We start from the raw sequence: 25479 nt of genomic DNA, 5'->3' as shown, positions 1-25479 counted from the left end.
ACCAATTCATAACAGCAAGTGAGCGATTGACTCAAACTTTCGGCGACCGTCGCGAGTCGTAATCTTGATCCCGCTGAAACCGGCCAGACCCGATCGGGCGGCAACAACGGACGCAGAGACGCCCGACGCACGCCACTTTTACTGAAGGCACCGAAACAGGTGCCGCTGCCATGGCTAACGCTGAATTCGCAGCCCTTCCCCATCAAAACGGGAACAAAACAATGGACGACCGTGACCTGATGAAAATAACCAGACGCAAATTCCTGATCGTGGGCGCAGTGACCGCCAGCACCGTAGCGCTCCCCCCGTTCATTTCCGCACTCGCCTCGGCGGCAAACCAGATGGCTCGCCCCGTGCGTGCAGCGGTGTCCCTTGAAGTGAATGGCGTGCCCCGGCAACTGGAGCTGGACACCCGCACGACACTGCTCGATACCTTGCGCGAGCACCTACAACTCACGGGCACCAAGAAAGGCTGCGACCACGGTCAATGCGGTGCCTGCACCGTGATAGTCAATGGCAAACGGGTTAACTCATGCCTGACCCTGGCGGTGATGCAGCAGGGATCGAAGGTCACTACGGTCGAAGGTCTGGGAACCCCGGACAACCTGCACGCGATGCAAGCTGCGTTCATCAAACACGACGGTTTCCAGTGCGGCTATTGCACGCCGGGGCAGATCTGCTCGGCCGTCGCAGTGCTCGACGAAATCCGTCAGGGCATTCCGAGCCATGTCAGTCAGAGCCTGACAGATCGACCGCAACTGATCGCCAGTGAGTTCCAGGAACGCATGAGCGGCAATATCTGCCGCTGTGGTGCCTACTCCAACATCATCGCTGCCATCAGCGAAATCGCGGAGGTGACTGCATGAGACCCTTCACCTATGTACGCGCCCAATCCCCGGCTGAAGCGGCAGCACACTCCGCACAGACCGAAGGCTCCAAATTCATTGCTGGTGGCACTAACCTGCTGGACCTGATGAAGCTGGAGATCGAAACCCCGCTGCATCTTATTGACGTCAATGATCTTGCGCTGGATCGCATTGAAGCAACGCCTGATGGCGGGCTACGCATCGGGGCACTGGTGCGCAACACCGACCTGGCCGCAGACCCGCGAGTACGCAAGGATTACGGGGTGTTGTCACGCGCACTGCTGTCCGGTGCTTCCGGGCAACTGCGTAACGCCGCGACCACTGCCGGGAATTTGCTGCAGCGCACCCGCTGCCCTTACTTCTACGACACTAATCAGGCCTGCAACAAGCGCCATCCGGGCAGTGGCTGCGCAGCCATCGGCGGCGTCACACGGCAACTGGGGATTATCGGTGTCAGCAGCGCCTGTATCGCCACGCACCCGAGCGATATGGCGATTGCAATGCGCGTCCTGGATGCGCAAGTGGAAACCGTTCGCCCGGATGGCACCACCCGGGTCATCCCGATTGCCGACTTCCATCGCCTGCCAGGCACTACCCCCAACATCGAAACGTCTCTTGCGGCCAACGAGCTGATTACTGCTGTCACGCTGCCTGCGCCCATTGGCGGCACTCACCTGTACCAGAAAGTCCGTGACCGGGCCTCTTATGCGTTTGCGCTGATCTCGGTGGCTGCCGTGATTCAAAGCAACGGCAAAGGCCGGGTCGCATTGGGCGGCGTCGCGCACAAGCCATGGAGGGTTGAAGAAGCCGACGCGCTGATGCCTGAGGGTGCAAAAGCGGTCACCGCAAAACTGCTGCATGGCGCGACGCCAACCCATGAGAACGAATTCAAAGTGACGCTCGCCGAGCGCACGCTCGCTTCGGTCATGGCGCAAGCGAGGGCCACGTCATGAGATTCGATACCCCGGCTACTACCAATCCCATCGACCAGCTCAAAGTCGTCGGCAAGGCCACACCACGCATCGACGGCAAGCTGAAGACCACCGGGCAGGCACCTTACGCCTACGAGCATCACGACACGGTGCCGAACCAGGCTTACGGCTACGTCGTTACCTCAGCTATCGCCAAGGGTCGTATCGGCTCCATGAATCTGGAGGCTGCAAACGCAGCACCCGGCGTACTGGGGATTGTCACGGCAGCCAGTGCAGGCAAGCTGGGCAAAGGCAAATACAACACCGCAAAACTGCTCGGCGGGCCTGAAATCCAGCACTACCATCAGGCCATCGCGCTGGTGGTGGCCGAGTCTTTCGAAGAAGCGCGTGCCGCTGCGCAACTGGTGCAGGTCGAATATCAGCGCAGCAACGGTCAGTACGATCTGGGTCATGACCTGAATGCCGCCGTCAAACCGGAGGGCGAAGCGCCGGATACCGCTCGCGGTGACTTTGCCGGAGCTTTCAGTTCAGCGCCAGTGCAGTTCGATGCGACTTACACCACGCCGGACCAGTCTCATGCGGCCATGGAGCCGCACAGTTCCATGGCGACCTGGGAAGGTGAAAAGCTGATCCTCTGGACGTCCAATCAGATGATCGCCTGGAGTGTCGGCGACGTTGCCACCACCCTCGGGCTGGCCAAAGAAAATGTGCGTCTGGTGTCGCCCTATATCGGCGGAGGTTTCGGCGGCAAACTGTTTATCAGGTCTGACGCCATTCTTGCAGCACTCGGATCGAAGCAATGCGGCCGCCCGGTAAAAGTGGCTTTGGCACGCCCGCAGATCATCAATAACACCACACACCGCCCGGCCACTATCCAGCGCATTCGCATCGGTGCCAGCCAGGACGGCAAGATCACCGCCATTGCCCATGAAGGCTGGTCCGGTGATCTCGCTGGCGGTGGCGTGGAGAACGCCGTGCAGCCGACTCAGTTTCTGTATGCCGGTGACAACCGAATGACCGCTATGCGCCTGGCCACGCTGGATTTGCCGGAGGGCAACGCCATGCGCGCACCGGGTGAAACACCAGGCTTGATGGCCCTGGAAATCGCCATGGACGAGATGGCAGAGAAGCTGGGCCTGGACCCCATCCAGTTCCGGATCATCAATGACACGCAGGTCGATCCCGGCAACCCGCAACGACCGTTTTCCCAACGCAACCTGATCCAGTGCCTGCAAACCGGTGCCGAACGTTTCGGCTGGAACAAGCGCCAATCACGCCCCGGCATGCAGCGCGAGGGCAACTGGCTGATCGGTATGGGTGTGGGCTGCGCTTATCGAAACAACCTGCTGCTCAAATCCGGAGCCAGGGTTCGTTTGAGCAGTAATGGCAAGGTCACGGTGGAAACCGACATGACCGATATCGGTACGGGCAGCTATACCATCATTGCCCAGACGGCGGCAGAGATGATGGGCGTGACCCTGGATGACGTCGTTGTCAAACTGGGCGATTCGGACTTCCCGGTGTCTGCCGGATCCGGTGGCCAGTTCGGTGCCAACTGTTCGACCGCAGGTGTTTATGCCGCGTGCGTGAAACTGCGCGAAGCGGTGACCAGACGTCTGGGTTACAGCGCCGACGATGCAGTGTTCAGCGAAGGTCAGGTGCAATTCGCCGGGCGCAGCTTGCCGCTGGGTCAGGCGGCTCGCAACGGCGAGCTGGTCGCTGAGGACTCCATTGAGTTTGCCGAGCTGGCCAAGAAGTATCAGCAATCGACCTTCGGTGCGCACTTTGTCGAAGTCGCGGTGAACATGGCCACCGGTGAGACCCGTGTCCGGCGCATGCTGGCGGTCTGCGCGGCAGGTCGTATCCTCAACCCGACATCGGCACGCAGCCAGGTCATCGGGGCGATGACCATGGGCGTTGGTGCGGCGCTGATGGAAGAGCTGGCCGTGGACAAACGACTGGGCTTTTTCGTCAATCACGACCTGGCAGGCTACGAAGTGCCGGTACACGCCGACATTCCCGAGCAGGAAGTGATTTTCCTCGACGAAACCGATCCGGTGTCTTCCCCGATGAAAGCCAAAGGGGTCGGCGAACTCGGCCTGTGCGGGGTCAGCGCGGCGATTGCCAATGCGATCTACAACGCGACGGGCGCACGGGTGCGGGAATATCCCATCACCCTGGATAAAGTTCTGAAGTCGTTGCCGGAAATGATTTAAGCGAAAGGATGCACATTTCTCTGTAGGAGCTGGCGAAGGCTGCGAAAGCATCCATCCTTGCACACCGCCATCGCAGCCTGCGGCAGCTCCTACAGGAAATCGGGTTTCAAGTCAGACAATCGTGTTTGTTTGATTAAAACTGCCATTCCGCATTACTGAAATCACCTCACAACCGTACTTGGATTAGCCCGCATTCTCTAACGCTGCCCTGCTCTGTAGCCTGTGTTCAAAGGCATCTCTATGGAGAACAGCATGAAAATGAGAACACTGGGCAATGCACTCGACGTTTCGGCGATGGGTCTGGGTTGCATGGGCATGAGTTCCGCTTACGGCCCCGCAGCCGACAAGCAGCAGATGATCACCTTGATGCATGCCGCCATCGAGCGCGGCGTGATTTTTTTCGACACTGCAGAAGCTTACGGCCCATGGGTCAATGAAGAACTGCTCGGCGAGGCGCTTGCACCGTTCAAAGGCCAGGTGGTGATTGCCACTAAATTCGGCTTCGATATCGACCTGCAGACCGGCGTGCGCGGCAGTGGCTTGAATAGCCGCCCCGAGCACATCAAAGCGGTTGCCGAAGCTTCACTCAAGCGCCTGAAGGTGGATACCCTCGATCTGTTTTACCAGCATCGGGTCGATCCGAATGTGCCCATTGAAGACGTGGCTGGGGCGATCACTGATCTGATCGCCGCGGGCAAGGTCAGGCACTACGGTTTGTCCGAAGCCAGCGTGCAAACCGTCCGCCGCGCCCATGCTGTGCATCCGGTCACCGCTGTGCAAAGCGAGTACTCGTTATGGTGGCGTGAGCCCGAACTGGAATTGCTGCCGACGCTGGAAGAACTGAACATCGGCTTTGTGCCGTTCAGCCCTTTGGGCGCAGGCTTTCTGACCGGCAAAATCGATGCAACCACCCAATTCGACAGCAACGACTTCCGCAACCATGTGCCGCGCTTCACGGCAGAAATGCGTAAAGCCAATCAGGGTCTGGTTGATCTGCTGCGCAGTGTGGCGGATGAGAAAGGCGTGACACCTGCGCAAATCGCGCTAGCCTGGCTGCTGGCTCGCAAGCCGTGGATTGTGCCGATTCCGGGGACCACAAAACTGCATCGACTTGAAGAAAATCTCGGCGCCGTGACCCTCGAATTGAGCCCGGCTGACCTGGCCGCCATCGAAGACGCCGCAGCAAAAATCCAGCCCCAAGGTGAGCACCTGCCGCAAGCGGCGCTGGACATGACCGGGCGTTGAGCCATTCAGGCGGATAACGTTTTTCCGCAGGAGCGGAACGCCGCCCGGCCGGTCCTGTAGGAACTCACCGAGGTTACGAGGCCAGCGATAGCGACTTGTCTGACACGCCGCCATCGCGGCCTCGCGTTGCTCGTGCGCTCCTCCAGGTCAAATGTTTGCTGCGCGACAACGCTGTGGCACTCGAGAATAAAAAAGGCCACCCCTCAACGGAGTAGAACCGAGGTGGCCTTGGTAACTGTCTTGACTCGATGACGTTGCCCCCGAATCAGCGTGAAGCGGCATACTCCTGATCACTGACTTGCTCCAGCCAGTTCACCACCTTGCCGTCCTGAGCCTCGGCGATGGCAATGTGAGTCATGCCCGTCGTCGCCGTTGCCCCATGCCAATGCTTGACGCCCGGCGGAATCCACACCGTGTCGCCCGCCTTGATGGCCTGTACGGCCTTGCCAGACTCCTGTACCAGCCCGGACCCCGCGGTGACGATCAACGTTTGCCCCAGTGGATGGGTATGCCAGGCAGAGCGGGCACCAGGTTCGAAGGTGACGGTTGCGCCGCTGACACGTGCAGGTTCATTCCCTTTGAACGGCGCGTCGACCCGCACCGTCCCGGTAAAGTAATCCGCTGGCCCCTTCACCGAGGGTTGCGAGCCGTTGGGCGTAACCGTCACCGGCAGCGTGCTCTCGGCATGGGACTCAAACGCAAGCAGGGACAGGGATAACGCAGTTGCTGCCAGTTTCTTCATGATGCACCTCACGGGATATGGCCGGGCATGTGTGTGTGTGTGTGTGTGCATGCCCTCACATTGATCAACCTTGGGTAGCGCGAGACGCGAACACGTCCTTCAAGACCGGCACAGCCGACATTGCCTTCGGCCAACCGGCGTAGAACGCCAGATGCGTCACCACTTCAGACGCCTGCTCACGGGTCAGACCGTTATCCATGGCGCGGTTGAGGTGAAACGGCAATTGCGCGGCCTGCCCCTGAGTGATCAGTGCCGCGACAGTGACGAGGCTGCGATCACGCGCTGTCAGGCTGGTCTGGCGCCACAGATCGGCAAACAACACGTCGTCGGTGAAACGCCCCAGCTCCGGGGCGACGTCCGCGGTCGCCGCAGCAACAGCCGCCTTGCGCCTGGCTTCAGCGGCGGGATCAAGTGTGAGCGGTTCGGTGCCAGGCGGCACGATCTGGTCTGCGGGAATGCCGCGCTCGTCAAAGACCTTCTTCGCCACGCCAACCGCCGACATCGCGTTCGGCCAGCCGGAATAGAACGCCAGATGGGTAATCAACGCGCTGATTTCACTGGGCTTGAGGCCGTTATCCAGCCCGAGTTTCACGTGCCCGGTCATCTGCGCAGTCTGCCCCCCGGCAACCAGCGCCGACAGGGTAATGAGGCTGCGGTCACGCGGGGATAACGCCTCGCGCTTCCAGACTTCACCGAATAACAGGTCAGTGGTGTATTGATAAAGCTGAGGGGTGACTTCCAGCACATCAGGGGAAGGCTTGGGGTCGGGCCTGGCTTTTGACTCGCTGCCATCGGAAGCCGTGGCAAAGAACAGAGTGGCAAACGCGGTTGCTAATAGCTTCATGCATGGGCCTTTTAATGATGACTTTGAATGAGATGCCGATGTAAATGAAGGTGCTCAAGGTCAGGATCACGCCTGACGATTCAACGACGTCCGGGACGTTAAACCACTGCACCGGCAACGACTATGGGCGCGCCCCGCATGCAGCCATGAGGGGAATTCACCAATGCCTTCTCAGGGTTGGTAACGCAAGGCATCAACCACCAGAGAGAACGCCAGCGAGGCATGACGGCGATTCGGGTAATAAAGGTGATAGCCCGGACACGGCTGACACCAGTCATCCAGCACGGCAATCAGTTGTCCGTCTTCAATGTATGCAGCCACCCGGTCCTCCGGCAAATAGGCAACACCCAGCCCGGCCAGTACGGCGTCCATACGCATGACGATGCTGTTGAAGGTCAGTTGCCCTTCGACCCGGACCTTGACCTCGCGACCGTCCTTCTCGAAATCCCAGACAAACAGCTCGCCATGGGTCGGAAAGCGAATATTGATGCAGTTATGGCTGGTCAGATCCTGCGGGACTTCGGGCCGGGGATTTCTGGCGAAATAGGCAGGTGAAGCCACGACTACCCAGCGCAGGTCAGGACTGATCCGCACGGCAATCATGTCCTTGGCGACCCGCTCGCCCAGTCGCACGCCAATGTCAAAACGTTCGGCGACAATATTGGTCAGGCCCGAATCGACATTGACCTCGACATTGATGTCCGGGTACTGCGGCAACAGTTTCTGCAACGCCGGGCCAATAATGGATATCGCCACGTGCTCGCTGGCGGTAATACGAATAGTGCCCGCTGGCGCTTCACGTTGATCGCTCAATACGGCCAGTTCGGACGTGATTTCATCAAAGCGCGGTTTGACTGTGCGCAGGAGCCGCTCCCCGGCTTCAGTGGGCGAAACACTGCGCGTGGTGCGGGTCAATAACCGCAAACCGAGCCGCGCTTCGAGGTTGCGAATGGTGTGGCTCAGGGCCGATGGACTGACGCCCAGTTTGGCGGCAGCCTTGGTAAAACTGCGATCAGTCGCGACTGCGGCAAAGGCAAAAAGATCGTTGAAGTTTTCCTGCTGCATGCTTGTTTCCATTTTTTGGTGCGCCAGAACCGGCAGTTCCGTTCAATTAAAGCATCTGTATTTTTTATACTGAGCCGGACAGCAGGGAGGCGCGGCCAAAGTTCGAAAAATACGTTCGGTTGCGGAACAGGCTTTCCTCAGACTTCATCGCACTGTGCCTCGGCCAATACCGGCGCGAAACTGCTGAAAGTCAGGTTCGCGCAGGACTCGATCAACGAACTGACGATCCCGGTCATTGGTTCACTGGAAAAGTGTGCGGTCATGGCTTCCGCGTTTGACCAGTAGCCGCTGAGGATCCAGAAGTCGTCCTGACCCGGGTTGCGTATCAATGCATAGCCGAGGCAGTCCGGCATGTCTTCGATACGCGCCACAAGGCTCTTCAACTGCTGCTCAAGATGAGGGTCAGCCTCTGGGTTGATACGGATTTCCAGGGTATTAACGGCTGCTATGGTCATGATTCCTGCCTGCCCGCTGATGTCTGCGGTTGGAACTTAACCAGCAGGCTGAGTCACGACTATAGGGCTAGATCTAATTAGCCTCATGAGCCTGATTCATCAATGCATGAGCCATCGCTGCAGGAGAGAACATCTCCAGTCAGGTTCTGCCAGCGGGAAATCAGTTATGGGGAGGATAAAACGGCATGGGTCAGACGATATAAAAAAAGCTACAGCCCTTGGGGAGTAAGAGCTGTAGCAAAGCCCGCGTAAAAAACAGGTGAGGCCGGATCACAAAAAGTGAGGGCCTTGGAGATACGGTGTTGTCGTGCCTGTATCAGGCACCTGAGTCGTTGTCAGCAAATGACCGTTTTTAGCGGACGGGATACATTCTGCAATGATTCATCGTCATCCTTTTCAGGCGCCGGCTGGGCTGGCACCCCTCTCTTCGCGAAAATCTGGTTGTGGGAGCCGAGCTTGCTCGCGATGAGGTTCATGCGATCTAAAGTGAATTGCGTCCAGCCTTATCGCGAGCAAGCTCGGCTCCTACAGGAAAGCAGGATCGCTGCTAGCCTCAGCCTGTCACACAGCGCTGCGGTTTCTTTCCGGCGAAGGTGTCGACCAGACTGGACACCACCATTTCGGCCATGCGCGTACGGGTTTGCACCGTGGCGCTGGCCCGGTGCGGTTGTAGCACCACCTGCTCGCGGGCGAACAATGTCTCGGGCACATTAGGTTCATCGACAAACACATCCAGCCCGGCACCGGCGATTTGTCCAGCTTCCAGTGCAGCGATCAAATCAGGTTCATTGACCAGTTTGCCGCGTGCCACATTGATCAGATACCCCTCACTGCCCAGTGCCTGCAGAACCTGCGCATTGATAATCCCTTCAGCCTTGTCGGCGGCAGCCGCGAGAATCAGCGCATCGCTGTCACGGGCCAACTGGGTGAGGTCCGCGACAAACGTATGGCTGACGTCACTCATGGGTTGCAGGTCGGTGTAGCTGACCGGACAGCCAAACGCCGCAGCACGCACAGCGACAGCGCGCCCTACCCGGCCCATGCCGACAATACCGATGCGCATGCCACTGACCTGCCGCGCCAGCGGCAACGGTACCAACGGCGTCGCACTTTTCGCCCATTCACCGGCGCGCACATAGCGGTCGCCGGTGCACAAACCACGGCAGGCTGAAATCAACAGGCCGATGGCCAGGTCGGCAACGTCTTCAGTCAGCGCGCCAATCGTGGCGGTGACATGAATCCCGCGATCCCGGGCATACGCCAGGTCTACCGCGTCAGTGCCAACGCCATTGACGGCGATCACTTCCAGCTTGGGTAGCTGTTCCATCACCGCGTGGGTAATCCCGGTGTGTCCGCCGGTAATCACTCCGCGGATATTAGCGCCGTGCTCCTTCAGATACGCCGCTTTGTCGGTCTGCAAATGGTAAGGCCAGACCGTGAACAGCTCATCGAGCTGCGCACGAATATGGGGAATCAGGATGGGGCTGAGCAACAGGACTTCTGGCTTCATGAGAACCTCTGAAAAGATGAAAAGACGGGTTTCAGCCGCGACCGACGAAAGGCATGTTGGTGGCCATGACGGTCATGTTCAGTACGTTGGCAGACAACGGCAGGCTGGCCATGTACGCCACGGCGTCGGCGATGTGCTTGACGTCGACCATGGGCTCCACGGCGATTTCGCCATTGGCCTGGCGCACGCCTTTGGTCATGCGCACCGACAACTCGGTCAACGCGTTGCCGATATCGATCTGGCTGCAGGCGATATTGAACTCACGTCCGTCCAGCGCGAGGGATTTGGTCAGGCCCAATACAGCGTGCTTGCTGGCGGTATACGGCGCCGTGAACGGCCGTGGGGTGTGCGCGGAAATCGAACCGTTGTTAATGATTCGTCCACCTTGTGGCTGCTGCCGGCGCATCAGGGCAAACGCCCCTCGCGAGCACAGAAACACACCAGTCAGGTTGGTGTTGATCACGTCCAGCCATTTCTCAACCGGCAGCTCATCCATCGGTACCGCCGGCGCATTGATGCCGGCATTGTTGAAGATGACGTCGAGACGCCCGTACACCTCTTCAACCGTGGCGAACATTGCGTCAATGCTCGCAGGATCACGCACATCGACCGACACCGCCAACGCTTCGCGACCTTGTGCATGAGCTTCGTCGACCAGGGCTTGCAGCGGTTCGAGACGACGCCCCACCACCACGACCTTGTAACCTTCGGCAAGCAGCGTCCGGGCGACAGCCTGACCTACACCACTGCCGGCACCGGTGACCAGGGCGATTTGGGAGGAAGTGTTATTGGACATTGTTGTTCTCCTTGTTTCGAATTTGTTGTGAGGTCACGCTGTCGCGCGGCAAACACAGAAACCCTGTGGGAGCGGTGCTTGCCCGCGATAAGGCTGGACACGGTTCACCTGGTATCTGCGGTGTTCTTATCGCGGGCAAGCACCGCTCCCACAGAAAACAAATGCATTTCAATTCTGAATCGTTGGCGTGGGCCTAAATCGCGGCTCGCCGTGGGCCAACGCGCACTTCAAGCTGGCCGACCCCGTCAATACCCGCACTGATCACATCGCCCGGCTGGAGCGCATCCACACCCGGCGGCGTGCCGGTCATGATCAGGTCGCCTGGCCTGAGCGTGATGGATTGAGACAAGCGGCTGATCACCTCACGCACCGACCAGATCTGACTCTCCAGTGTTGAGCGCTGACGTTCTTCGCCATTCACCGCGAGCCACACGGCACCTTCGTCCGGATGGCCAATCTGGCTCACCGGCATGATCGTGGTGATGGGCGCGGAACCATCAAATGCCTTGGCACCATCCCAGGGCATACCGGCGACCTTGGCAACTTTCTGCAAGTCACGGCGGGTCAGGTCCAGCCCGGCCGCGTAGCCCCAGATGTGCTCCAGCGCGTTGTCTTCGGAAATGTTCGAACCGCCCTCGCCGATCGCCACCACCAGTTCAATTTCATGGCAGAACTCCTCCGTCAGTGGCGGAAAGGCGATTTCGCCAAGGGCATCGATTACCGAACTGGCGGGCTTCATGAAGAACACCGGGGCTTCACGCTGCTGGCCGGTTGCATCACCCCACGAGTAATTGCGACCCAGGCAAAACACGCGACCGACCGGGAACCGGGCCGTGCTGCCTTCGACGGGCAAGGTGGTCAGAGTGGCAGGCGTAAATACGTAGTTATTCATTGTTGTCCTCGTGCAACGTCCTATCCAGAGCGTTCAGCCTACGACGCTGAACCGCTGCAAAGTTGGACGAAAGCGGCTTCGTTCTGGATTAATCAGGGGTATTTCCCTTACCGGGTCTGCAATTCAATGCGGTACAGACGGCCCAGCAGCAGCGAGTACGACAAGGTGCCAATCAGCGCTACCCCACCGATGAACCAGAAGGCCATCGCGAAGGAGCCGGTGGCGTGAACGATGCCGCCAATCACGATCGGCGTGACGATCCCGCCGATGTTCGCCGCAAGGCTGGTGACGCCGCCGGTCAGGCCGATCAGCTCTTTAGGCGCCACTTCCGACACCGCAGCCCAGGACGCCGAAGCAATGCCCTGCGCAAAAAATGCCGTGGTCAGCACGGCGATGCACAGCACGTTGGAGTCAGTGAAATTGACCAGCACGATCGACATGCCCAGCATCGAGCCCACCACCAGCGGCAATTTGCGCGCGAACGACATGGAGTAGCCACGGCGAATCAACAGGTCGGAAACAATCCCCGCGAGCAAAATCCCTACAGTGGCGCCAATGAACGGCAGCACGGCGAAGATGCCCACTTTGATCATGGTCAGATGGCGTTCTTCGATCAGGTACGTCGGGAACCAGGTCAGGAAGAAATACAGCGCTGAAGTACTGGCGAATTTGCCAATACAGATCGCCCAGATCTGCCGATAGCGAAACAGCTCGGCAATCTGCCGCCAGTTGAATTTAGTGCGCTCCTGGCTGCTTTTGACCAGACCACCGCCGTCTTCGATGTATTTGAGTTCTTCCTTGCTGACTTTCTTGCAGTTCAACGGATCGCGATAGACAAACAACCAGATCACGCCAAAGACGATGCCGACAATACCGGTGCTGTAAAACACGTGGCGCCAGTCATAAGTCGTCGCCAGCCACAACAGCACGCCGGTAAACAGCGCCGTGCCCAGGTACTGACCACACACATAGATACTGCTGGCCAGGCCCCGCTCCCGGGCCGGGAACCAGACCGTTACCGCTCGGCTGTTGGCCGGAAATGCCGGAGCTTCCATCGCGCCCACGGCAAGCCGCAGCCCGAACAGCGAAGCAAAGCCCCCAGCCAGCCCCTGGCATACGGTGACTGCCGACCAACTGATCAGCGACACCCCGTAAGTGATACGCGAACCGAACCGGTCCGCGACAAACCCGGCCGGTACCAGTGCCAACGCGTAGGTCCAGGCAAACGCGGAAAAGATCAGGCCCATCTCGACCTTGTCCAGCCCAAGATCCTTGGCCATGAACGGCGCGGCGATGGAGATGTTCACCCGGTCGACGTAGTTGATGATGGTCGCGATCAGCAACAGGGAAAGCATGAACCAGCGTCGCCGCGTTGGCAGCCGCTGGGAGGTAACGGCATCCTGGGGAGCCGTGTCGGCACTGGCCACTGCGGCCTGGGAGGTTTGGGTACTTGACATGAAGTAGCCTCATTATTGTTGTGATTGAGCGGTTTTCAGACAAAGCGAAGCCATCACCCTTGATTCAGAGCGAAATCAACTGCCAGCAGATTCAGGCGCCGAGGATCAGTGATCAGCACGATCGGGCGCAGCAGGGTTAGCCGTGAGAGGGGTCGGAGTTCGAGGCGCAGGCGCGAGGATGCGCACAGATTGGGGAGGCAAAGCAGCGAGGATCAAATTTCATGGTACGAGCACCTTCTAATTATTTTTGATAGATGTCGGTCTACAACGGCCTTCAAGTTATCGTACAACCATGGAAAATCAATGCGCCGGTTAGATCGTTTTTTCAGATCAAACCGGCGCAAATCAAAGAAGTCCAAAAAATTTCGCCGCCTGACGAGCCCCATAAAAAACTCTAAACTAGCCCTGTAACCATTGATCCAGAGCCATCGAAACATTTGTGCCATCACCGGTATTTTTTGGACATCAAAGCAAAGCGGTTGCCTGCATTGCCGCAAACCGCGCATGCTTGGGTCATCATACAAAGACCTAACAACTAGAGGATTTCACCATAAAATCCCTGGCGTTCAGCAAAGACCAGCAGGAGATGTCGTCCATGCACGCAGCAAATCACACGAGCAGCCTCACCAGCAGCAACGCCGCTAATCGTGTCCCCACATACGGCATGCAGCAGCGCAGCGAGCGCGCTGATTTTTATATCCGCGATAAAACGGCGCGAAGCGCGGAAACCAGCCCGCACCGCCACGAGTACTTTCAGATCCAGATCAACCTGGGCGGCGACACCATTCAGCACATCGGCAACGTCGAACGGCCTTTCCCGCGCAACGCCCTGGCGTTCATCCTGCCGCACCGCATGCACATGATTCCGCACCCTGCGGACAGCAACTTCATGGTCATCAATTTTTCCCAGACCTTCCTGCTGCCGCACCTTGCGTGCGATCCGCTGGACCTGGAAGACGTTTCGATCCTGCTCGCGCCGGAACTGTCACCGTTCCGTTTTCAGGAACATCTGGACTTCATTCTTGAGCAGAATGAGTTCGACAAAATCTGCGCCCTTCTCGAACACATGCGCGATCTGGATCGAAACCGCCAGTTCGGCACCCGGGAAATGCTCAAGGGCTTGCTGTTGCAGTTGATCAGCACGGTTTGCACCTTGTATGGCGAGCCATTGATGCAATTGGCCGACGGCAATGCTGCACAACTGAGCCGCCGCGATGCACTGACGCGCATGTCGGAGTACGTGCGCAAACACCTGGCTGACCCCGACCTGAGCCTGAAAAAAGTCGCCGCCGCCACCTACCTCTCGCCCACCTACCTGACCCACTGGCTGCGCAAGGAAATCGGTAAAACCTTCAGCGAACTGGTCCTGGAAAGGCGCATGCACGCGGCACGCAACCACCTGCTAAACGGCACAAAGCCGGTAGGCGAAGTGGCGCGATTGTGCGGTTTTGCCGATGAAGCCTACTTCTCGCGGCGCTTCCGTCAGATACACGGCCTGCCGCCGGGGCAATTCAGAAGGCAACAGCTTGAGCCATGTGGTGTCGGGTCATAACGCACAAGGCAATGCGCGAATGCAATTTTATGGTAGGAGCGAACTTGTTCGCGAGGCAGTGGACCGGCTTGATCAGGCCTTCCTCCCGCCAACAAAATTAGCTCCTGTCAAACCAAAATATACATCCCTGAATAGCTGCGATTTTTATGTGGGAGATTCTATGTTTGCCTGCAAGCACTGATCCCGCCCCGGCCGGTCCTACGGGATAGCACGGTCTATGTGCGGTACCGGGGCTACTCCTGCAAAGGTCGGTAAGACTAAAACCCCGCCGCATGCCCATCCCGACGGCTGTCACTCGCTGCCACATAACCATGGTCTGCATCCTCCGACAGCCGCCAGATAAACTGCCCTGAACCGAAGTCCATGTACGGGTCTTCAACGGATTTCAGCCGATGCCCCAAATCCCGCAAACCCTCCACCGTAGCGGCCGCCAGGGTATCTTCCAGATCCACCGAAAAATCCCGATTCACCTTCCAGCGTGGCGCATCACAGGCGGCCTGAGGCTGCTGGTTGTAATCGAGCATTCGCACCAGCGTCTGCACATGCCCCTGCGGCTGCATATCCCCGCCCATCACCCCGAAACTCATCTGCGGCTTGCCGTCTTTGGTCAGGAACGCCGGAATAATCGTATGGAACGGCCGCTTGCCCGGCGCAACCACATTGGCCGACTTCGGATCACTGGAAAAACCAGCGCCACGGTTCTGCAAACTGATGCCGTAATCAGGCACCACAATCCCCGAACCAAAGCCCATGTAATTGGACTGAATGAACGAAATCATCATGCCGTTTTCATCCGCCGCACTCAGGTACACCGTGCCCCCGCTGCGTGGCATGCCGAAGCCTGGATCACTGGCCTTATCGAGATTGATCAGTTTGGCGCGGCTGTCCAGATAAGCCTCATCGAGCATCTGCTCCGGTGTGACGTCCATGTTCGAAGGATCAGCCACGTACTGATAGATGTCGGCAAACGCCAGCTTCATGGCTTCAATCTGCAAATGCTGCGACTGCGCCGAATCCAGCGGCAGCGAGCCGACGTCGAAGCGCTCCAGAATCCCCAGTGCGATCAACGCCGCAATACCCTGCCCGTTTGGCGGAATCTCATGCACGTCATAACCCCGGTAGGATTTCGAGATCGGCTTGACCCACTCCGGCTGATAGTTGCGCAAATCATCCAGCGTTAAAGAGCCGCCAGTCTGCCGGGCAAAGCCGACAATGGCTTCAGCAATCTGGCCCTCATAAAACGCCCGACCACCTTGTTGGCCGAGCAGGCGCAAGGTCCGCGCGGCGTCCTTGAACACGAACTTCTCACCGATGCGCGGCGCACGTCCGCCGGGCATGAAGGTCTCGGCAAAGCCTGGCTGCGTATTCAGCAATGGCACCGCGCCCGACCATTTGTGGGCTACGGTCGGTGCCAGGGTCACACCGCGCTCGGCAACCTGTGCAGCGGGCTCCAGAATGTCCGCAAATGGCAGCTTGCCGAAACGCTCATGCAAAGCAGCCCAACCCGCCACGGCTCCCGGCACCGTCACTGAATCCCAGCCACGTACCGGACGTTTGGCATGACCCGCGCCATCTTCGCCATAACGCCCGCGAAAGTGCTCCAGATCCCAGGCCTGCGGCGCCGGACCGGAAGCGTTCAGGCCATGCAATTGTTTACCGTCCCATAGGATCGCAAACGCGTCGCTGCCCAGCCCATTGGACACAGGCTCCACCACCGTGAGCATCGCCGCAGCAGCAATCGCTGCGTCTACCGCGTTACCGCCAGCAAGCAGAATATTCAGCCCTGCCTGAGCGGCCAGCGGGTGAGACGTCGACACCACGTTACGGGCAAACAACGGGATCCGGGTAGTCGGATAAGGGTTTTGCCAATCGAAAGCCATGAGCACTCCTTGATTCAGTCTTTACGTTGTCGCCGGGCGGCACCCGGCTCCCAGAAAATCACGCGATGCTGTAGGGCTCGCACGCTTTGCGCGCCGCACAGGCCGATCAGCGCCAGCAGGATCAGGCCGCTGAACATCGTTGCCATGTTCATGCTCACCGAGCTTGAGGCGATCAGGTAACCCAGCCCGCTTTGCGACGAGAGAAACTCGCCGACGACCGCGCCGATCAGCGCCAGTGAGATACCGATCTGCAAACCGGCGAAGACTTCCCCCGCCGCTGCCGGAAACTTCACATGCAGCAGCAGATACAACCGCGATGCCGAAAACGCCCGGCAGGCGTCCAGCAACTCCGGGTCGGTACGGCGGATGCCATTCACCGTATTGACGAACAGCGGGAAGAAGCACACCAGAGTCACGAGGACGATCTTTGAAGCGATGCCAAAGCCGAACCAGACCAGGATGATCGGCCCCAGCGCAACTTTCGGCGTGGCCTGCAGGCCAATCAGCAGCGGGTAGACAAAGCGTTCGAAGGTTCGCGATTCAGCCAGCACTGCACCGAGAACAATGGCCAGTACCGAACCCAGCACATAACCACTCAACGTCTCGATGACGGTCGACGCAATGTGCGGCCACAAGGTCCCGTCAGCGAACCCGTTGGCCAGTGCGTGATAGACCGCCAACGGCGGTGGCAGCAGATAATCGGAAATTCCCAGCCAGCGTACGCTCTGGTCCCAGACCAGAATCAGCACTGCCAGACTGGTCAGTGGATACAACAACGGCACTAATTTACGCATGGCTGAAGTGGCTCCGCAGGTGATGACACAGCGCGGCAAACTGCGGATCGTTGAGAGTATCCAGGGTTCGCGGGCGCGGCAGAGGAATCGTCAGCTCATCAATAATGGTGCCGGGTGACGGCGACATCACCAGCACCCGGTCGGCGAGAAACACCGCCTCCTGAATGCTGTGAGTGATGAACAGCACGGACTTGCGGTGTACGCTCCAGATACGTTGCAACTCCAGCGTCAGCGCCTCACGGGACATGGCATCCAGCGCCGCGAACGGCTCATCCATCAATAGCATCTGCGGATCGTGCAATAACATACGGGCAATACCGACCCGTTGCTGCATGCCACCGGACAGCTCGAACGGGTAGTCGTTGGCAAACGCCTGTAGACCCACCAGTTCCAGCAATTGCACCGCCCGCTCTCGGGATTCAGCCATGGGCAAACCGAGGGTTTTCGCGGGCAACAGCACGTTATCCAGGACCGACTTCCACGGCAGCATATTGGGTTTCTGGAACACCACGCCGCTTTGCCGGCTTGGCCCCTGTACCTCACGCCCCGCCAATTCGATGCGGCCGCTGGAAACAGGCAACAAACCCGCTGCAAGTTTCAGCAAGGTGGATTTGCCGCATCCCGATGGCCCCAGCAACGCGACAAACTCGCCCTCGGCAACATTCAGGTCGATGTTGCTTAACGCCTGAATATGCCCGCGCCGGGTCTCATAGGTCAGCCCTACTTGCTGCAGGCTCAGTGCAGCACTCATCGCGCAGAACTCCTGGCAGCAACAGCCCGGTCCAGAAACGCCAGCACCCTGCCCCAGCTGTGCTGGTTGGCCAATGCGTTGGCCGCAGGCGTGCCGCCGCCACTGATCGACACCCTGGCCACCGGATGCAGGCGGGCAATCATCGTGGTCGGCACATACGGGAAGCCAATGGCGTGTCCGGCGCCCTGATTGAGCACATGCTCGACAGGCCAGGCATGACCCCGTGCGTGCAGGTCTGCCTCGATTTCGGCGCTGTAGGCGGCTGAAGGCCAGAAACCATCATCGTCACCGGAGATCAGCAACAACGGGCCGTTGATGTTCTCCACCGGAATACGCGCCCTGGCAACGGACGGTGCATCCTGTTGCACCGCGACAAACGCCGGAGCTTGACGGATCGGCGCGCCAGCCGGCTCCGCCACGTCGAACGGGCGCCAGTCGACCCGCGGGTTGTTTTGCCAGACGTTGGTCAGCGGCTGTCCTTGCCAGGTCCAGGCATTCGCGTCCCGGGGTTGCTCCGGTCGACCGGCGCGCAGGGTACCGTGGACCACTGAACTCGGCACGTAGCCGATGACAGCACTGACCAAACCCGGAAAATACGACCCCAGCAGCAGCGCCAGCTCACCGCCCCGGGACAACCCTGCAACGGCAATAAAGTCGTCCTTGGGCTTGAGCGTATTGGCCACCCACTCCAGCGCCTGTTGAAAATACTCCAGCGGTGTGTCGCTGATGTGCTCAGGACGACCCGGCGCCTTGAAATAGCCCAGTGCCAACGCCGTATAGCCATGGGCAGCATAAAGCGCGGCCCGCTGTTGCGGTGTACCACCGCCGGAGCCGTTCAGCACAACCACTGCCGCCCGAGGCTGATCACCTTCAGGGCGAAAAAGCGTGCCGCTGACTCCACCCTCTCTGATCTCGCTTCGTTGCACCCCGGCCGCCAGATAGTGCTGAGTAAACGCACCGCTGATTTGCTGCCCCTTGGCGTCAGTCAATTGCAGTTCGACACGCTGTGCCGCGAGGCTTTCCTGCGAGGGCACACTCGTGGGTGGCTTGACCTGGTGCATCGACCAGACCAGCGCCATCGCGTCCGCAGACAACCAATCGCCGCTGTGTGGGGCGTCTTTGGCCAGATCAAGCTCGCCCGGCGCTCCGATCAGAAAACGCGCATGACTCTCCCAGCGGCTGCCATCAGCGCACTGCAACCAGGCGCGCAAGCTGGCCTCGCCCGCGGCCAGACCGGTGAAGCGAATATGCCGGGCCTGGTCGATCAGACCTTCCGATAGATCGATCCAGAACTGCGGGCTCATTTCGCCTCCTGAGCACGCTTGACCAGTGCGGCGCGATCAAAGTCACTGAACGCCGGGACAAACTCGTTGGAGAAGATCGTGTCCACTGGCACGTCGGCTGTCGGGAATTCCCCGGTTTTGGCCATGGCCGAAATCGCATCCTTGATGATCTGCAGGTTGTATTCGCCGGGTACCCGGTCACTGCCATCCGGGTGATGCAAGGTGTTACGCAAACGACGAACCAACAGTTCACGAGCATCGGCCAGGCCTTTGCCGTCGGCGTCTGCCGGTTTGCTTTCAGGATGCTGACGCCAAAACGCCTGCACGCAATACGTCGGGTTGGCCTCACAGACCAGTTGCCCTTGGGTATAAGCCCGACCAAAACGGCGGATCAGGTCAGGGTTTTCCTTGAACGTGTCTACATGGGCAACGAAGCCATTACCGGGGTTTTCCTGGAACACCGGAGGGTAGGCAATCCGCCGAATCGGCGTGCCGGACAGCTCCAGCATGTCATCCCAACTGCTGTTGAAATTGAGCGCATCGACGCGCCCGGTTTTCAGTGCCTGGAAGCCCGCGCCCAAAGCACCGACCGCTACAAATTCGACGTTCTTGCCCGGTTCCAGCCCGGCGATGCGCAACGCCGCACGGCTGTTGGGCAAGGTGCCCCAGGTCAATGCGCCTACGCCGATCTGCTTGCCTTTGAGGTCAGCCAGCGACTTGATCGGCGAGTCGGCCAGCACCGCGTACTCCATGGTCTGGCTGGGTACGCCGTTGTAGAAATAGCGCACCGGCAGCGGATCTTTGCCGTTGAAGTAGCTGGATATGATCGGCTCGGCGACCGGGAAACCGAAGGTCACGCGCTTGCTCGCCAATTGAGGCAGCAAGGCACCCGCCCCCTGAAACACCACCACGTTGACCTTCAGCCCCTGCTCCTTGAACAGGCCCAGTTCTTCAGCGGCAGCATAGGCCGCGCCGTCATGCACGGCAGGCGGAATCGCCAGCGCCACGGTTACATCATCCAGCGCCCAGGCCTGGGTGGCGGCGAACATCAAGGGCACAGACAGCGGCAGCAACAACTTTGCAAGGGTCATGAGCGGTCCTTATTGAGTCAAAACTGATTGCGCCTGATCGATCAGGGCGCGGCGGTCGATCTTGTTAGTCGTGGCGAGTGGCAATGCGGCAAGGAACCAGACCCGTCGCGGATGCTGGTAAGCGGCGGCGTGCTCCAGCACAAAGCTTTTGAGCTGATCTTCACTGGCGTTGAAACCTTCGCGCAGAACCACAAAGGCCACAGGCTTGTGGCCTTTGATGGCGTCTTCTACCGGCACCACGCAGGCCTGCTGTACTGCGGGATGACGCTCCAGCAATTTCTCGATTTCACCGGGGTAAATGTTCTCGCCGCCACTGACAAACATGTCGTCACGGCGGCCGACGAAGGTGTAGAAACCCTGCGAGTCGCGGGCGAAAACGTCGCCGGTGATGTAATAACCGTCAGCGGTAAAAGGCAGCGGCAGGTCCAGGCGATTGTGGTATCCGCTCATCAAACCGGGACTGCGCAGTTCCAGTACGCCCTGATCACCGAGCGCACCGGCTTCATCGCGCAATCGCAGCTGTACTTTTGGGTGAGCACAGCCCAGAGACATCGCAGGGGTGGGTAAGCCACCCGGATGTGGCGCAAAGACCACCGGCCCGCCTTCAGTTGTGCCATAGGCATTAATGACTTTTGCTTCGGGCAGCAGGCGGTGGATTTGCTCCAGCAGGCTCGCGCTTACCGGTGCCGAGCCCATGCGTACGACCCGCACCGGCGACAGATCAGCCTCGGCGAGCAAGCTCTTCTCACTGAGCATCATGGCGATCATCGGCGGCACTGCGGTCAACCAGGTGCAGCGGTGACGCTGAATCGCGGCGATGTAACCCGCCGCAGTAAACTGCGGCAGCAACACCGTTGTCGCGTGAGAAGCCAGGCTGAGGAAGGCCAGCGCCAAAGCATTCATGTGATAGAACGGTGCGGCAATCAGTGGTTTTTCGTCGGCTAGGCGGGTCGCCTGCAAACGGGTTCGCACTACCCACAAATGCGCCGCATGGCTAAGCAACACGCCCTTGGGTTTGCCGGTGGAGCCCGAGGTATAAAGGATCAGCGCGGGTTCATCTGCCAGTGGCGCGAATGCCTCGTACGGCCCCGGATTGGCGAAAGTATCAAGCCCCTCGGTACTCAACTCGATGTGCTCAAGCCCGACGGGTGCTGACGACACACGACGCGTATCACAAAACAGCAACCGTGCACCGCTGTCGGCAATCACGTAATGCACCGTGGCATCAGGGAATTTGTAATTGACCGGCACCGCTACCAGCCCGGCACGCATGATGCCCAGCACTACCACCAGGTATTCCACGGAGTTGGCGGCCAACACGGCGACCCTGTCACCCTGAGCGAAATCTCGTGCCGCCAACGCACGGGCAACGCCATCGGCAAGGTCATCGAGTTCGCCGTAGGTGATGACTCTTTCTGCAGCCACCCTCCCGGTAGGAGCGAACTTGTTCGCGAGGCGGTGTGTCAGGCTCGACGCCTCGCGAACAAGTTCGCTCCTACCGGTCGAGGCTGTATCGTCTATTCCAACAAACGCCACCCGTTCCCGATCAGCCTGGCGGTCTATCAACCGGCCGAGGTTTTTGATGCCGTCGATCACGAGACAAACTCCAGCAAGGTTTCGAACTCGGCAATCTCGATCAGCACCCGCTCCGCTTCGAGCCGATAGGGCAAACAGGCCTGCCCGGCCAGGCGCGCCAGTTCGGCAGGATCAGCGCAACGCAGGGTAATCGCCGCAAAGCGCTCGCCCCGTTGGCTCAATTGACTGGCGGACGCGCCATAGCGCTGCTCAAGGGTGACCTGATCAATAACGTCCAGTGCAAAGCCATCGCCCAGTTGCCCCAATGCGGCATAGCGCTCGCGTGCCCCTTCGGGCTCTGCGCTGAGCACCGTCAATTTGACGATCGCGCTGACACCATTGGCATGCGTCAGCCACTGCGGCTGCCAGACCAGTTCGGGGGTTTCGTGATGGCAGTAGTAAACCCGCCCGGCGGCAAACTGGCTGGCTTGCAGCCGCACGGTGGTGAAACGCGCCGTCAACTCCCGTCCCTGATGCTCCACGGCGCGGGAGAAGCGCTGCACCGGCTGCACCAGAAATCCGCCGCTGACCAGTTCACTGTGCGTGGCATGGGCGTTACGGGTACTCAGCACCAGACCGTCAATGCCCAACGGGCTGTCCAGCACCTCCTGGCGTAACTTGCGCGTGCCCAGCGGCAGGCCGATGAGTTCGAGGTAACCGCCCGGGAACATCATCAAATGGTTGAGTGAACCCAGCGAGTGATAACCACGCGGCGTGAGGGTGAAACCCAGCGCAGCGAACACTTGAGCTGCGGTGTCGGTCTCGAAACGAGTATTGATGACCAGATGATCCAGAGCGGTTTGCATGATCAGGCCTTGGCAGCAGGAGTCGAATAAAGACCACGGCCACTGGCGACCAGATGCCCTTCACTATCGAACACCTGAGCCTCCGCCACCGAGAACTGCTTGCCGAACTTGATGACCCGGCCCGTGGCACGCAGGTCGCCCTTGGCGGCACGGTGGTAATCGACACGCAGATCGACGGTCGGCACGCCTTTGCCGGTTTTCGAGACCAGCGCCCAGTCAGCCGTCAGATCGACCAATGCCGCGAGGATCCCGCCGTGGGTGTAGCCGCCCTCGACGTTGACCACCCACTCTTCGCGCCATTTGGCGGTGAGTTCGATGCTGCCCTCGCCCACCTCAATCACTTCAAGGCCCAGCCATTGGTGGTAAGGCCCTTTGAGCAAACGGGCTTGAATATCGGCAGCGGTTGGCAATGTATCGGTCATGTTCAAATTCCTGCTTGTCTAGTTAGGGGAGATCCCACGCTTTCTCGCATCAAACGCTGGGCCTGTAGGAGCTGCCGAGGGCTGCGATAGCGGTGTGGCAGGACGAATGCTTCGCAGCCTTCGGCAGCTCCTACAGAAGTTGCGTTTAAATCCAGCCGAGTCGCTGAATCGAGGGCAAACGAGCCCCGTGCCGCGGAATGGAAACCTCCGGCAGCGGTACAGCATTAAAAGGTTAAAAAGAGCTCAGGGCTTGACGACAACCTTGCCCAACACTTCACGGTCGCGGATCAGTGCCAAGCCTTCGGCAGCCTGTTCCAGAGGCAGGACGCGGTCGATCAGCGGATCGATCTTGCCCTCGGCAATCAGGTCCAGCAGGCCCACAAGGTTTTCCTCGTAGAAGCTGTTGGAGCCCTTGATGTTCAGCTCGAAGCTCCACACGTAACGCAAATCCTCGGCAGGATCGTGACCTGCAGTCGCGCCACAGACCAGCAAGGTGCCGCCGCGCTTCAGGCATTTGAGCGATGGCACCCAGGTGTCGCCGCCGGTGAAGTTGATCACTACATCCACGCCGCCTTCATGGGTGCGGCGTTGCGGCTTGCCATACTGGGCAATCGCCCACTTGGAGAAGTCGGTCTCGCGATAATTGAGCACGTGATCGGCGCCGATTTCCTTGAGCCGCTCGCCCTTGGCATCACTGCCCGCACAAGCGATCACCTCAGCGCCAAGCAGTTTGGCAAGAATCACGCTGGCCGTGCCCACACCGCCACTGGCCCCCAGAATCAACACCCGGTCGCCAGGTTTTACGGTGTTGTGAGTGATCAACATGCGGTGCGCGGTGCCATAAGCCACCGGCAACGCCGCGGCCTGCTCGAAGCTCACTGCCGACGGCAGGCTGATCAACTGACGGGCATCCACCAGCGCATATTCAGCCATGCCGCCGTCAACCATTTCGCCCATCAGGCCGACATCGGGTTTCAACGGATTGACCAGTACACGATCGCCAACGCTCCAGCCACTCACGCCCTCGCCGACCTCAGTGATGGTGCCTGCCAGATCCAGGCCGATGACTACCGGCAACGGTACTTTGATACCCGGCATGCCTTTGACGGTGAACACATCGTGGTAGTTAAAGGATGACGCGCCAACGCGGATCACGACGTGCCCCTGGCTGACTGCCGGTACCGGCTTGTCGCTTACCACGCGCAAACGGTCGAGGTCGCCGTGTGCATCGAGTACCAGGGCTTTCATGGTTTTGCTCACTGGGGATTTCTCCTGAGTCGTTGATGGATCTGGATTGATCACTTAAGGGTTTTGGAGTCGGCGTAAGGCTTGGTCGCGAACAGGTCATCCTTGAGCTCGCCCTTGACCAGTCCGCCTTCGATGAACACCTTGTGCTGCAATTTCAGGGTCTCGATGTCGGCACGCTCGAAGGACACACGGTTCATGGCATTCCACAGGCCCACGTAAACTTTGGCGTCCCTGGTCGGCAGGTTGGCGCTCTTTTCCAGGATGCCGACGACTTCGTCAGGGTGGGCCGCGCCCCAGGCCAACGTGTCGCGCAGCGCGGCAATGACCCTGGCGACGGTCTCAGGATGCTCGTCCACCAATTTGGCGTTCACCGCGCCGACGCCGATGTACGGCACCGCATCGGTTTTGGTCAGCTTCTTCCACTCATCCGCGAAGCTGCCCAGGCGTTTGACCTTCAGCTCGTCGTCCAACTGGTCGATGGTCAATGAGCGCAAGGCCGCACCGTCCACCTGCTTTTGCGAGAGGAACTGCGCCAGTCGTGATTCATTGCCGCCAATCAGCGAGAAGTCAGTCGGCTGAATGCCGTAGTTGCCCGCCAGCACCGTGCCTGCAATCACCGCCACCGAGGAACCGGTCGGCGACATACCGATTTTCTTGCCCTTGAACTCGGCCACCGACTTGATCGGCGAATCCGCAGGCACTACAAACTGCACATCAGCCGGCTGGGTCGCGGCAAAGATCTTGATGGGCACGCCTTCTGCTGCAGCACTGAACACGCCTGCCACCGGTGCGCCGAACGCCAGGTCAATGGAGCCAGCCGCCAGTGCGCGGATCGGCGCATTCACGTCCGGAAAATGCACAAAGGTCGCCTCGATACCACGCTTGGCCAGGAAGTCCTTGGCCTCAAGCACCGAGCCATAGCCCAGGCTCACGCCGCTGGTCCAGTAGCCGATGCGGACGGCTTCGGCCGCCTGGCTGGAGATAGAAACAAAAACAGTCGTCGCCAACGCTGCGGCGGCAAAAAGCTTGCGCATGGGTGCAGCTCCTGAAGGAATAA

General features: G+C 59.5%; 23 protein-coding genes. 5 read left to right on the top strand and 18 right to left on the bottom strand.

Features of this window, described 5'->3' with window-relative positions; translation table 11 throughout:
* The first annotated feature begins 221 nt into the window (after positions 1-221).
* From paoA to EE949_RS10870, 4 genes are all read left to right on the top strand, one after another.
* Positions 222-866, top strand: a complete 645-nt coding sequence (gene paoA / locus EE949_RS10885) for an aldehyde dehydrogenase iron-sulfur subunit PaoA (protein ID WP_122664281.1) — start codon at positions 222-224, stop codon at positions 864-866.
* On the top strand, positions 863-1819 hold the full coding sequence (locus EE949_RS10880; RefSeq protein WP_122664280.1) for an FAD binding domain-containing protein: 957 nt from the start codon (positions 863-865) through the stop codon (positions 1817-1819). Before paoA ends, EE949_RS10880 begins: the two co-directional genes overlap by 4 nt.
* Positions 1816-4014, top strand: a complete 2199-nt coding sequence (gene paoC / locus EE949_RS10875; RefSeq protein ID WP_122664279.1) for an aldehyde oxidoreductase molybdenum-binding subunit PaoC — start codon at positions 1816-1818, stop codon at positions 4012-4014. Before EE949_RS10880 ends, paoC begins: the two co-directional genes overlap by 4 nt.
* A 252-nt stretch (positions 4015-4266) precedes the next feature.
* Positions 4267-5259 carry an aldo/keto reductase gene (locus EE949_RS10870; RefSeq protein WP_122664278.1) on the top strand — a complete coding sequence of 331 codons (993 nt, stop codon included), beginning with the start codon at positions 4267-4269 and terminating at the stop codon, positions 5257-5259.
* A 265-nt stretch (positions 5260-5524) separates the two neighbouring features.
* Here EE949_RS10870 and EE949_RS10865 read toward each other — a convergent pair whose 3' ends face one another.
* From EE949_RS10865 to EE949_RS10830, 8 genes are all read right to left on the bottom strand, one after another.
* Positions 5525-6001: a (R)-mandelonitrile lyase gene (locus tag EE949_RS10865; RefSeq protein WP_122664277.1), complete on the bottom strand. Its 477-nt coding sequence runs from the start codon at positions 5999-6001 to the stop codon at positions 5525-5527.
* A gap of 64 nt (positions 6002-6065) precedes the next feature.
* Positions 6066-6845 (bottom strand): carboxymuconolactone decarboxylase family protein, encoded by a 780-nt coding sequence (locus EE949_RS10860; protein WP_122664276.1) that lies wholly within the window; start codon positions 6843-6845, stop codon positions 6066-6068.
* Between the two features lie 171 nt (positions 6846-7016).
* Entirely contained in the window at positions 7017-7910 is an 894-nt protein-coding gene (locus EE949_RS10855) for a LysR family transcriptional regulator (protein ID WP_122664275.1), read from the bottom strand.
* 137 nt (positions 7911-8047) lie between these two features.
* Positions 8048-8365, bottom strand: coding sequence for an antibiotic biosynthesis monooxygenase family protein (locus EE949_RS10850; protein ID WP_122664274.1), 318 nt, complete (start codon positions 8363-8365; stop codon positions 8048-8050).
* 553 nt (positions 8366-8918) lie between these two features.
* Positions 8919-9875 carry a 2-hydroxyacid dehydrogenase gene (locus EE949_RS10845; RefSeq protein WP_122664273.1) on the bottom strand — a complete coding sequence of 319 codons (957 nt, stop codon included), beginning with the start codon at positions 9873-9875 and terminating at the stop codon, positions 8919-8921.
* Between the two features lie 31 nt (positions 9876-9906).
* On the bottom strand, positions 9907-10671 hold the full coding sequence (locus EE949_RS10840) for an SDR family oxidoreductase (protein ID WP_122664272.1): 765 nt from the start codon (positions 10669-10671) through the stop codon (positions 9907-9909).
* A gap of 193 nt (positions 10672-10864) precedes the next feature.
* A complete protein-coding gene (locus EE949_RS10835; protein WP_122664271.1) occupies positions 10865-11563 on the bottom strand; it encodes a fumarylacetoacetate hydrolase family protein in 699 nt (232 codons plus the stop codon).
* 107 nt (positions 11564-11670) lie between these two features.
* On the bottom strand, positions 11671-13020 hold the full coding sequence (locus EE949_RS10830) for an MFS transporter (protein WP_122664270.1): 1350 nt from the start codon (positions 13018-13020) through the stop codon (positions 11671-11673).
* A 664-nt stretch (positions 13021-13684) separates the two neighbouring features.
* Between EE949_RS10830 and EE949_RS10825 the strand changes: the two genes are divergently transcribed.
* The gene (locus EE949_RS10825; protein ID WP_122664473.1) at positions 13685-14572 is read left to right on the top strand and encodes a helix-turn-helix transcriptional regulator; all 888 of its coding nucleotides are present in this window, start codon (positions 13685-13687) and stop codon (positions 14570-14572) included.
* 257 nt (positions 14573-14829) lie between these two features.
* On the opposite strand, the gene ggt is transcribed toward EE949_RS10825, so the two are convergent.
* The 10 genes from ggt to EE949_RS10775 all read right to left on the bottom strand — a co-directional run bounded on the left by ggt (position 14830) and on the right by EE949_RS10775 (position 25456).
* On the bottom strand, positions 14830-16452 hold the full coding sequence (gene ggt / locus EE949_RS10820; protein WP_162874603.1) for a gamma-glutamyltransferase: 1623 nt from the start codon (positions 16450-16452) through the stop codon (positions 14830-14832).
* A gap of 14 nt (positions 16453-16466) precedes the next feature.
* Positions 16467-17246 carry an ABC transporter permease gene (locus EE949_RS10815; RefSeq protein ID WP_122664268.1) on the bottom strand — a complete coding sequence of 260 codons (780 nt, stop codon included), beginning with the start codon at positions 17244-17246 and terminating at the stop codon, positions 16467-16469.
* Complete coding sequence (locus EE949_RS10810) at positions 17239-17997, bottom strand: ABC transporter ATP-binding protein (protein ID WP_122664267.1); 759 nt, start codon at positions 17995-17997, stop codon at positions 17239-17241. The genes EE949_RS10815 and EE949_RS10810 overlap by 8 nt, the downstream gene beginning before the upstream one ends.
* Positions 17994-19301, bottom strand: coding sequence for an acyl-CoA thioester hydrolase/BAAT C-terminal domain-containing protein (locus tag EE949_RS10805; RefSeq protein ID WP_122664266.1), 1308 nt, complete (start codon positions 19299-19301; stop codon positions 17994-17996). Before EE949_RS10805 ends, EE949_RS10810 begins: the two co-directional genes overlap by 4 nt.
* Positions 19298-20371 (bottom strand): ABC transporter substrate-binding protein, encoded by a 1074-nt coding sequence (locus EE949_RS10800; protein WP_122664265.1) that lies wholly within the window; start codon positions 20369-20371, stop codon positions 19298-19300. The genes EE949_RS10805 and EE949_RS10800 overlap by 4 nt, the downstream gene beginning before the upstream one ends.
* Before the next feature lie 9 nt (positions 20372-20380).
* A complete protein-coding gene (locus EE949_RS10795) occupies positions 20381-21967 on the bottom strand; it encodes a class I adenylate-forming enzyme family protein (protein WP_205505099.1) in 1587 nt (528 codons plus the stop codon).
* Positions 21964-22752: a VOC family protein gene (locus EE949_RS10790; RefSeq protein ID WP_205505100.1), complete on the bottom strand. Its 789-nt coding sequence runs from the start codon at positions 22750-22752 to the stop codon at positions 21964-21966. The genes EE949_RS10795 and EE949_RS10790 overlap by 4 nt, the downstream gene beginning before the upstream one ends.
* 2 nt (positions 22753-22754) lie before the next feature.
* Entirely contained in the window at positions 22755-23174 is a 420-nt protein-coding gene (locus tag EE949_RS10785) for a PaaI family thioesterase (RefSeq protein WP_122664263.1), read from the bottom strand.
* Between the two features lie 243 nt (positions 23175-23417).
* A complete protein-coding gene (locus EE949_RS10780; protein WP_122664262.1) occupies positions 23418-24434 on the bottom strand; it encodes a zinc-binding dehydrogenase in 1017 nt (338 codons plus the stop codon).
* 38 nt (positions 24435-24472) lie between these two features.
* Positions 24473-25456 carry an ABC transporter substrate-binding protein gene (locus EE949_RS10775; protein WP_122664261.1) on the bottom strand — a complete coding sequence of 328 codons (984 nt, stop codon included), beginning with the start codon at positions 25454-25456 and terminating at the stop codon, positions 24473-24475.
* Between the last annotated feature and the right edge of the window lie 23 nt (positions 25457-25479).

The organism is Pseudomonas viridiflava, from assembly GCF_900602065.1.
GTDB lineage: Bacteria > Pseudomonadota > Gammaproteobacteria > Pseudomonadales > Pseudomonadaceae > Aquipseudomonas.
This window is presented reverse-complemented; position numbering and strand designations above follow the sequence as displayed.

Coding starts and splice junctions, on each gene's coding strand:
- paoA (WP_122664281.1), top strand. CDS start 222: ATGGACGACCGTGACCTGATGAAAATAACCAGACGCAAATTCCTGATC.
- EE949_RS10880 (WP_122664280.1), top strand. CDS start 863: ATGAGACCCTTCACCTATGTACGCGCCCAATCCCCGGCTGAAGCGGCA.
- paoC (WP_122664279.1), top strand. CDS start 1,816: ATGAGATTCGATACCCCGGCTACTACCAATCCCATCGACCAGCTCAAA.
- EE949_RS10870 (WP_122664278.1), top strand. CDS start 4,267: ATGAAAATGAGAACACTGGGCAATGCACTCGACGTTTCGGCGATGGGT.
- EE949_RS10865 (WP_122664277.1), bottom strand. CDS start 6,001: ATGAAGAAACTGGCAGCAACTGCGTTATCCCTGTCCCTGCTTGCGTTT.
- EE949_RS10860 (WP_122664276.1), bottom strand. CDS start 6,845: ATGAAGCTATTAGCAACCGCGTTTGCCACTCTGTTCTTTGCCACGGCT.
- EE949_RS10855 (WP_122664275.1), bottom strand. CDS start 7,910: ATGCAGCAGGAAAACTTCAACGATCTTTTTGCCTTTGCCGCAGTCGCG.
- EE949_RS10850 (WP_122664274.1), bottom strand. CDS start 8,365: ATGACCATAGCAGCCGTTAATACCCTGGAAATCCGTATCAACCCAGAG.
- EE949_RS10845 (WP_122664273.1), bottom strand. CDS start 9,875: ATGAAGCCAGAAGTCCTGTTGCTCAGCCCCATCCTGATTCCCCATATT.
- EE949_RS10840 (WP_122664272.1), bottom strand. CDS start 10,671: ATGTCCAATAACACTTCCTCCCAAATCGCCCTGGTCACCGGTGCCGGC.
- EE949_RS10835 (WP_122664271.1), bottom strand. CDS start 11,563: ATGAATAACTACGTATTTACGCCTGCCACTCTGACCACCTTGCCCGTC.
- EE949_RS10830 (WP_122664270.1), bottom strand. CDS start 13,020: ATGTCAAGTACCCAAACCTCCCAGGCCGCAGTGGCCAGTGCCGACACG.
- EE949_RS10825 (WP_122664473.1), top strand. CDS start 13,685: ATGCAGCAGCGCAGCGAGCGCGCTGATTTTTATATCCGCGATAAAACG.
- ggt (WP_162874603.1), bottom strand. CDS start 16,452: ATGGCTTTCGATTGGCAAAACCCTTATCCGACTACCCGGATCCCGTTG.
- EE949_RS10815 (WP_122664268.1), bottom strand. CDS start 17,246: ATGCGTAAATTAGTGCCGTTGTTGTATCCACTGACCAGTCTGGCAGTG.
- EE949_RS10810 (WP_122664267.1), bottom strand. CDS start 17,997: ATGAGTGCTGCACTGAGCCTGCAGCAAGTAGGGCTGACCTATGAGACC.
- EE949_RS10805 (WP_122664266.1), bottom strand. CDS start 19,301: ATGAGCCCGCAGTTCTGGATCGATCTATCGGAAGGTCTGATCGACCAG.
- EE949_RS10800 (WP_122664265.1), bottom strand. CDS start 20,371: ATGACCCTTGCAAAGTTGTTGCTGCCGCTGTCTGTGCCCTTGATGTTC.
- EE949_RS10790 (WP_205505100.1), bottom strand. CDS start 22,752: ATGCAAACCGCTCTGGATCATCTGGTCATCAATACTCGTTTCGAGACC.
- EE949_RS10785 (WP_122664263.1), bottom strand. CDS start 23,174: ATGACCGATACATTGCCAACCGCTGCCGATATTCAAGCCCGTTTGCTC.
- EE949_RS10775 (WP_122664261.1), bottom strand. CDS start 25,456: ATGCGCAAGCTTTTTGCCGCCGCAGCGTTGGCGACGACTGTTTTTGTT.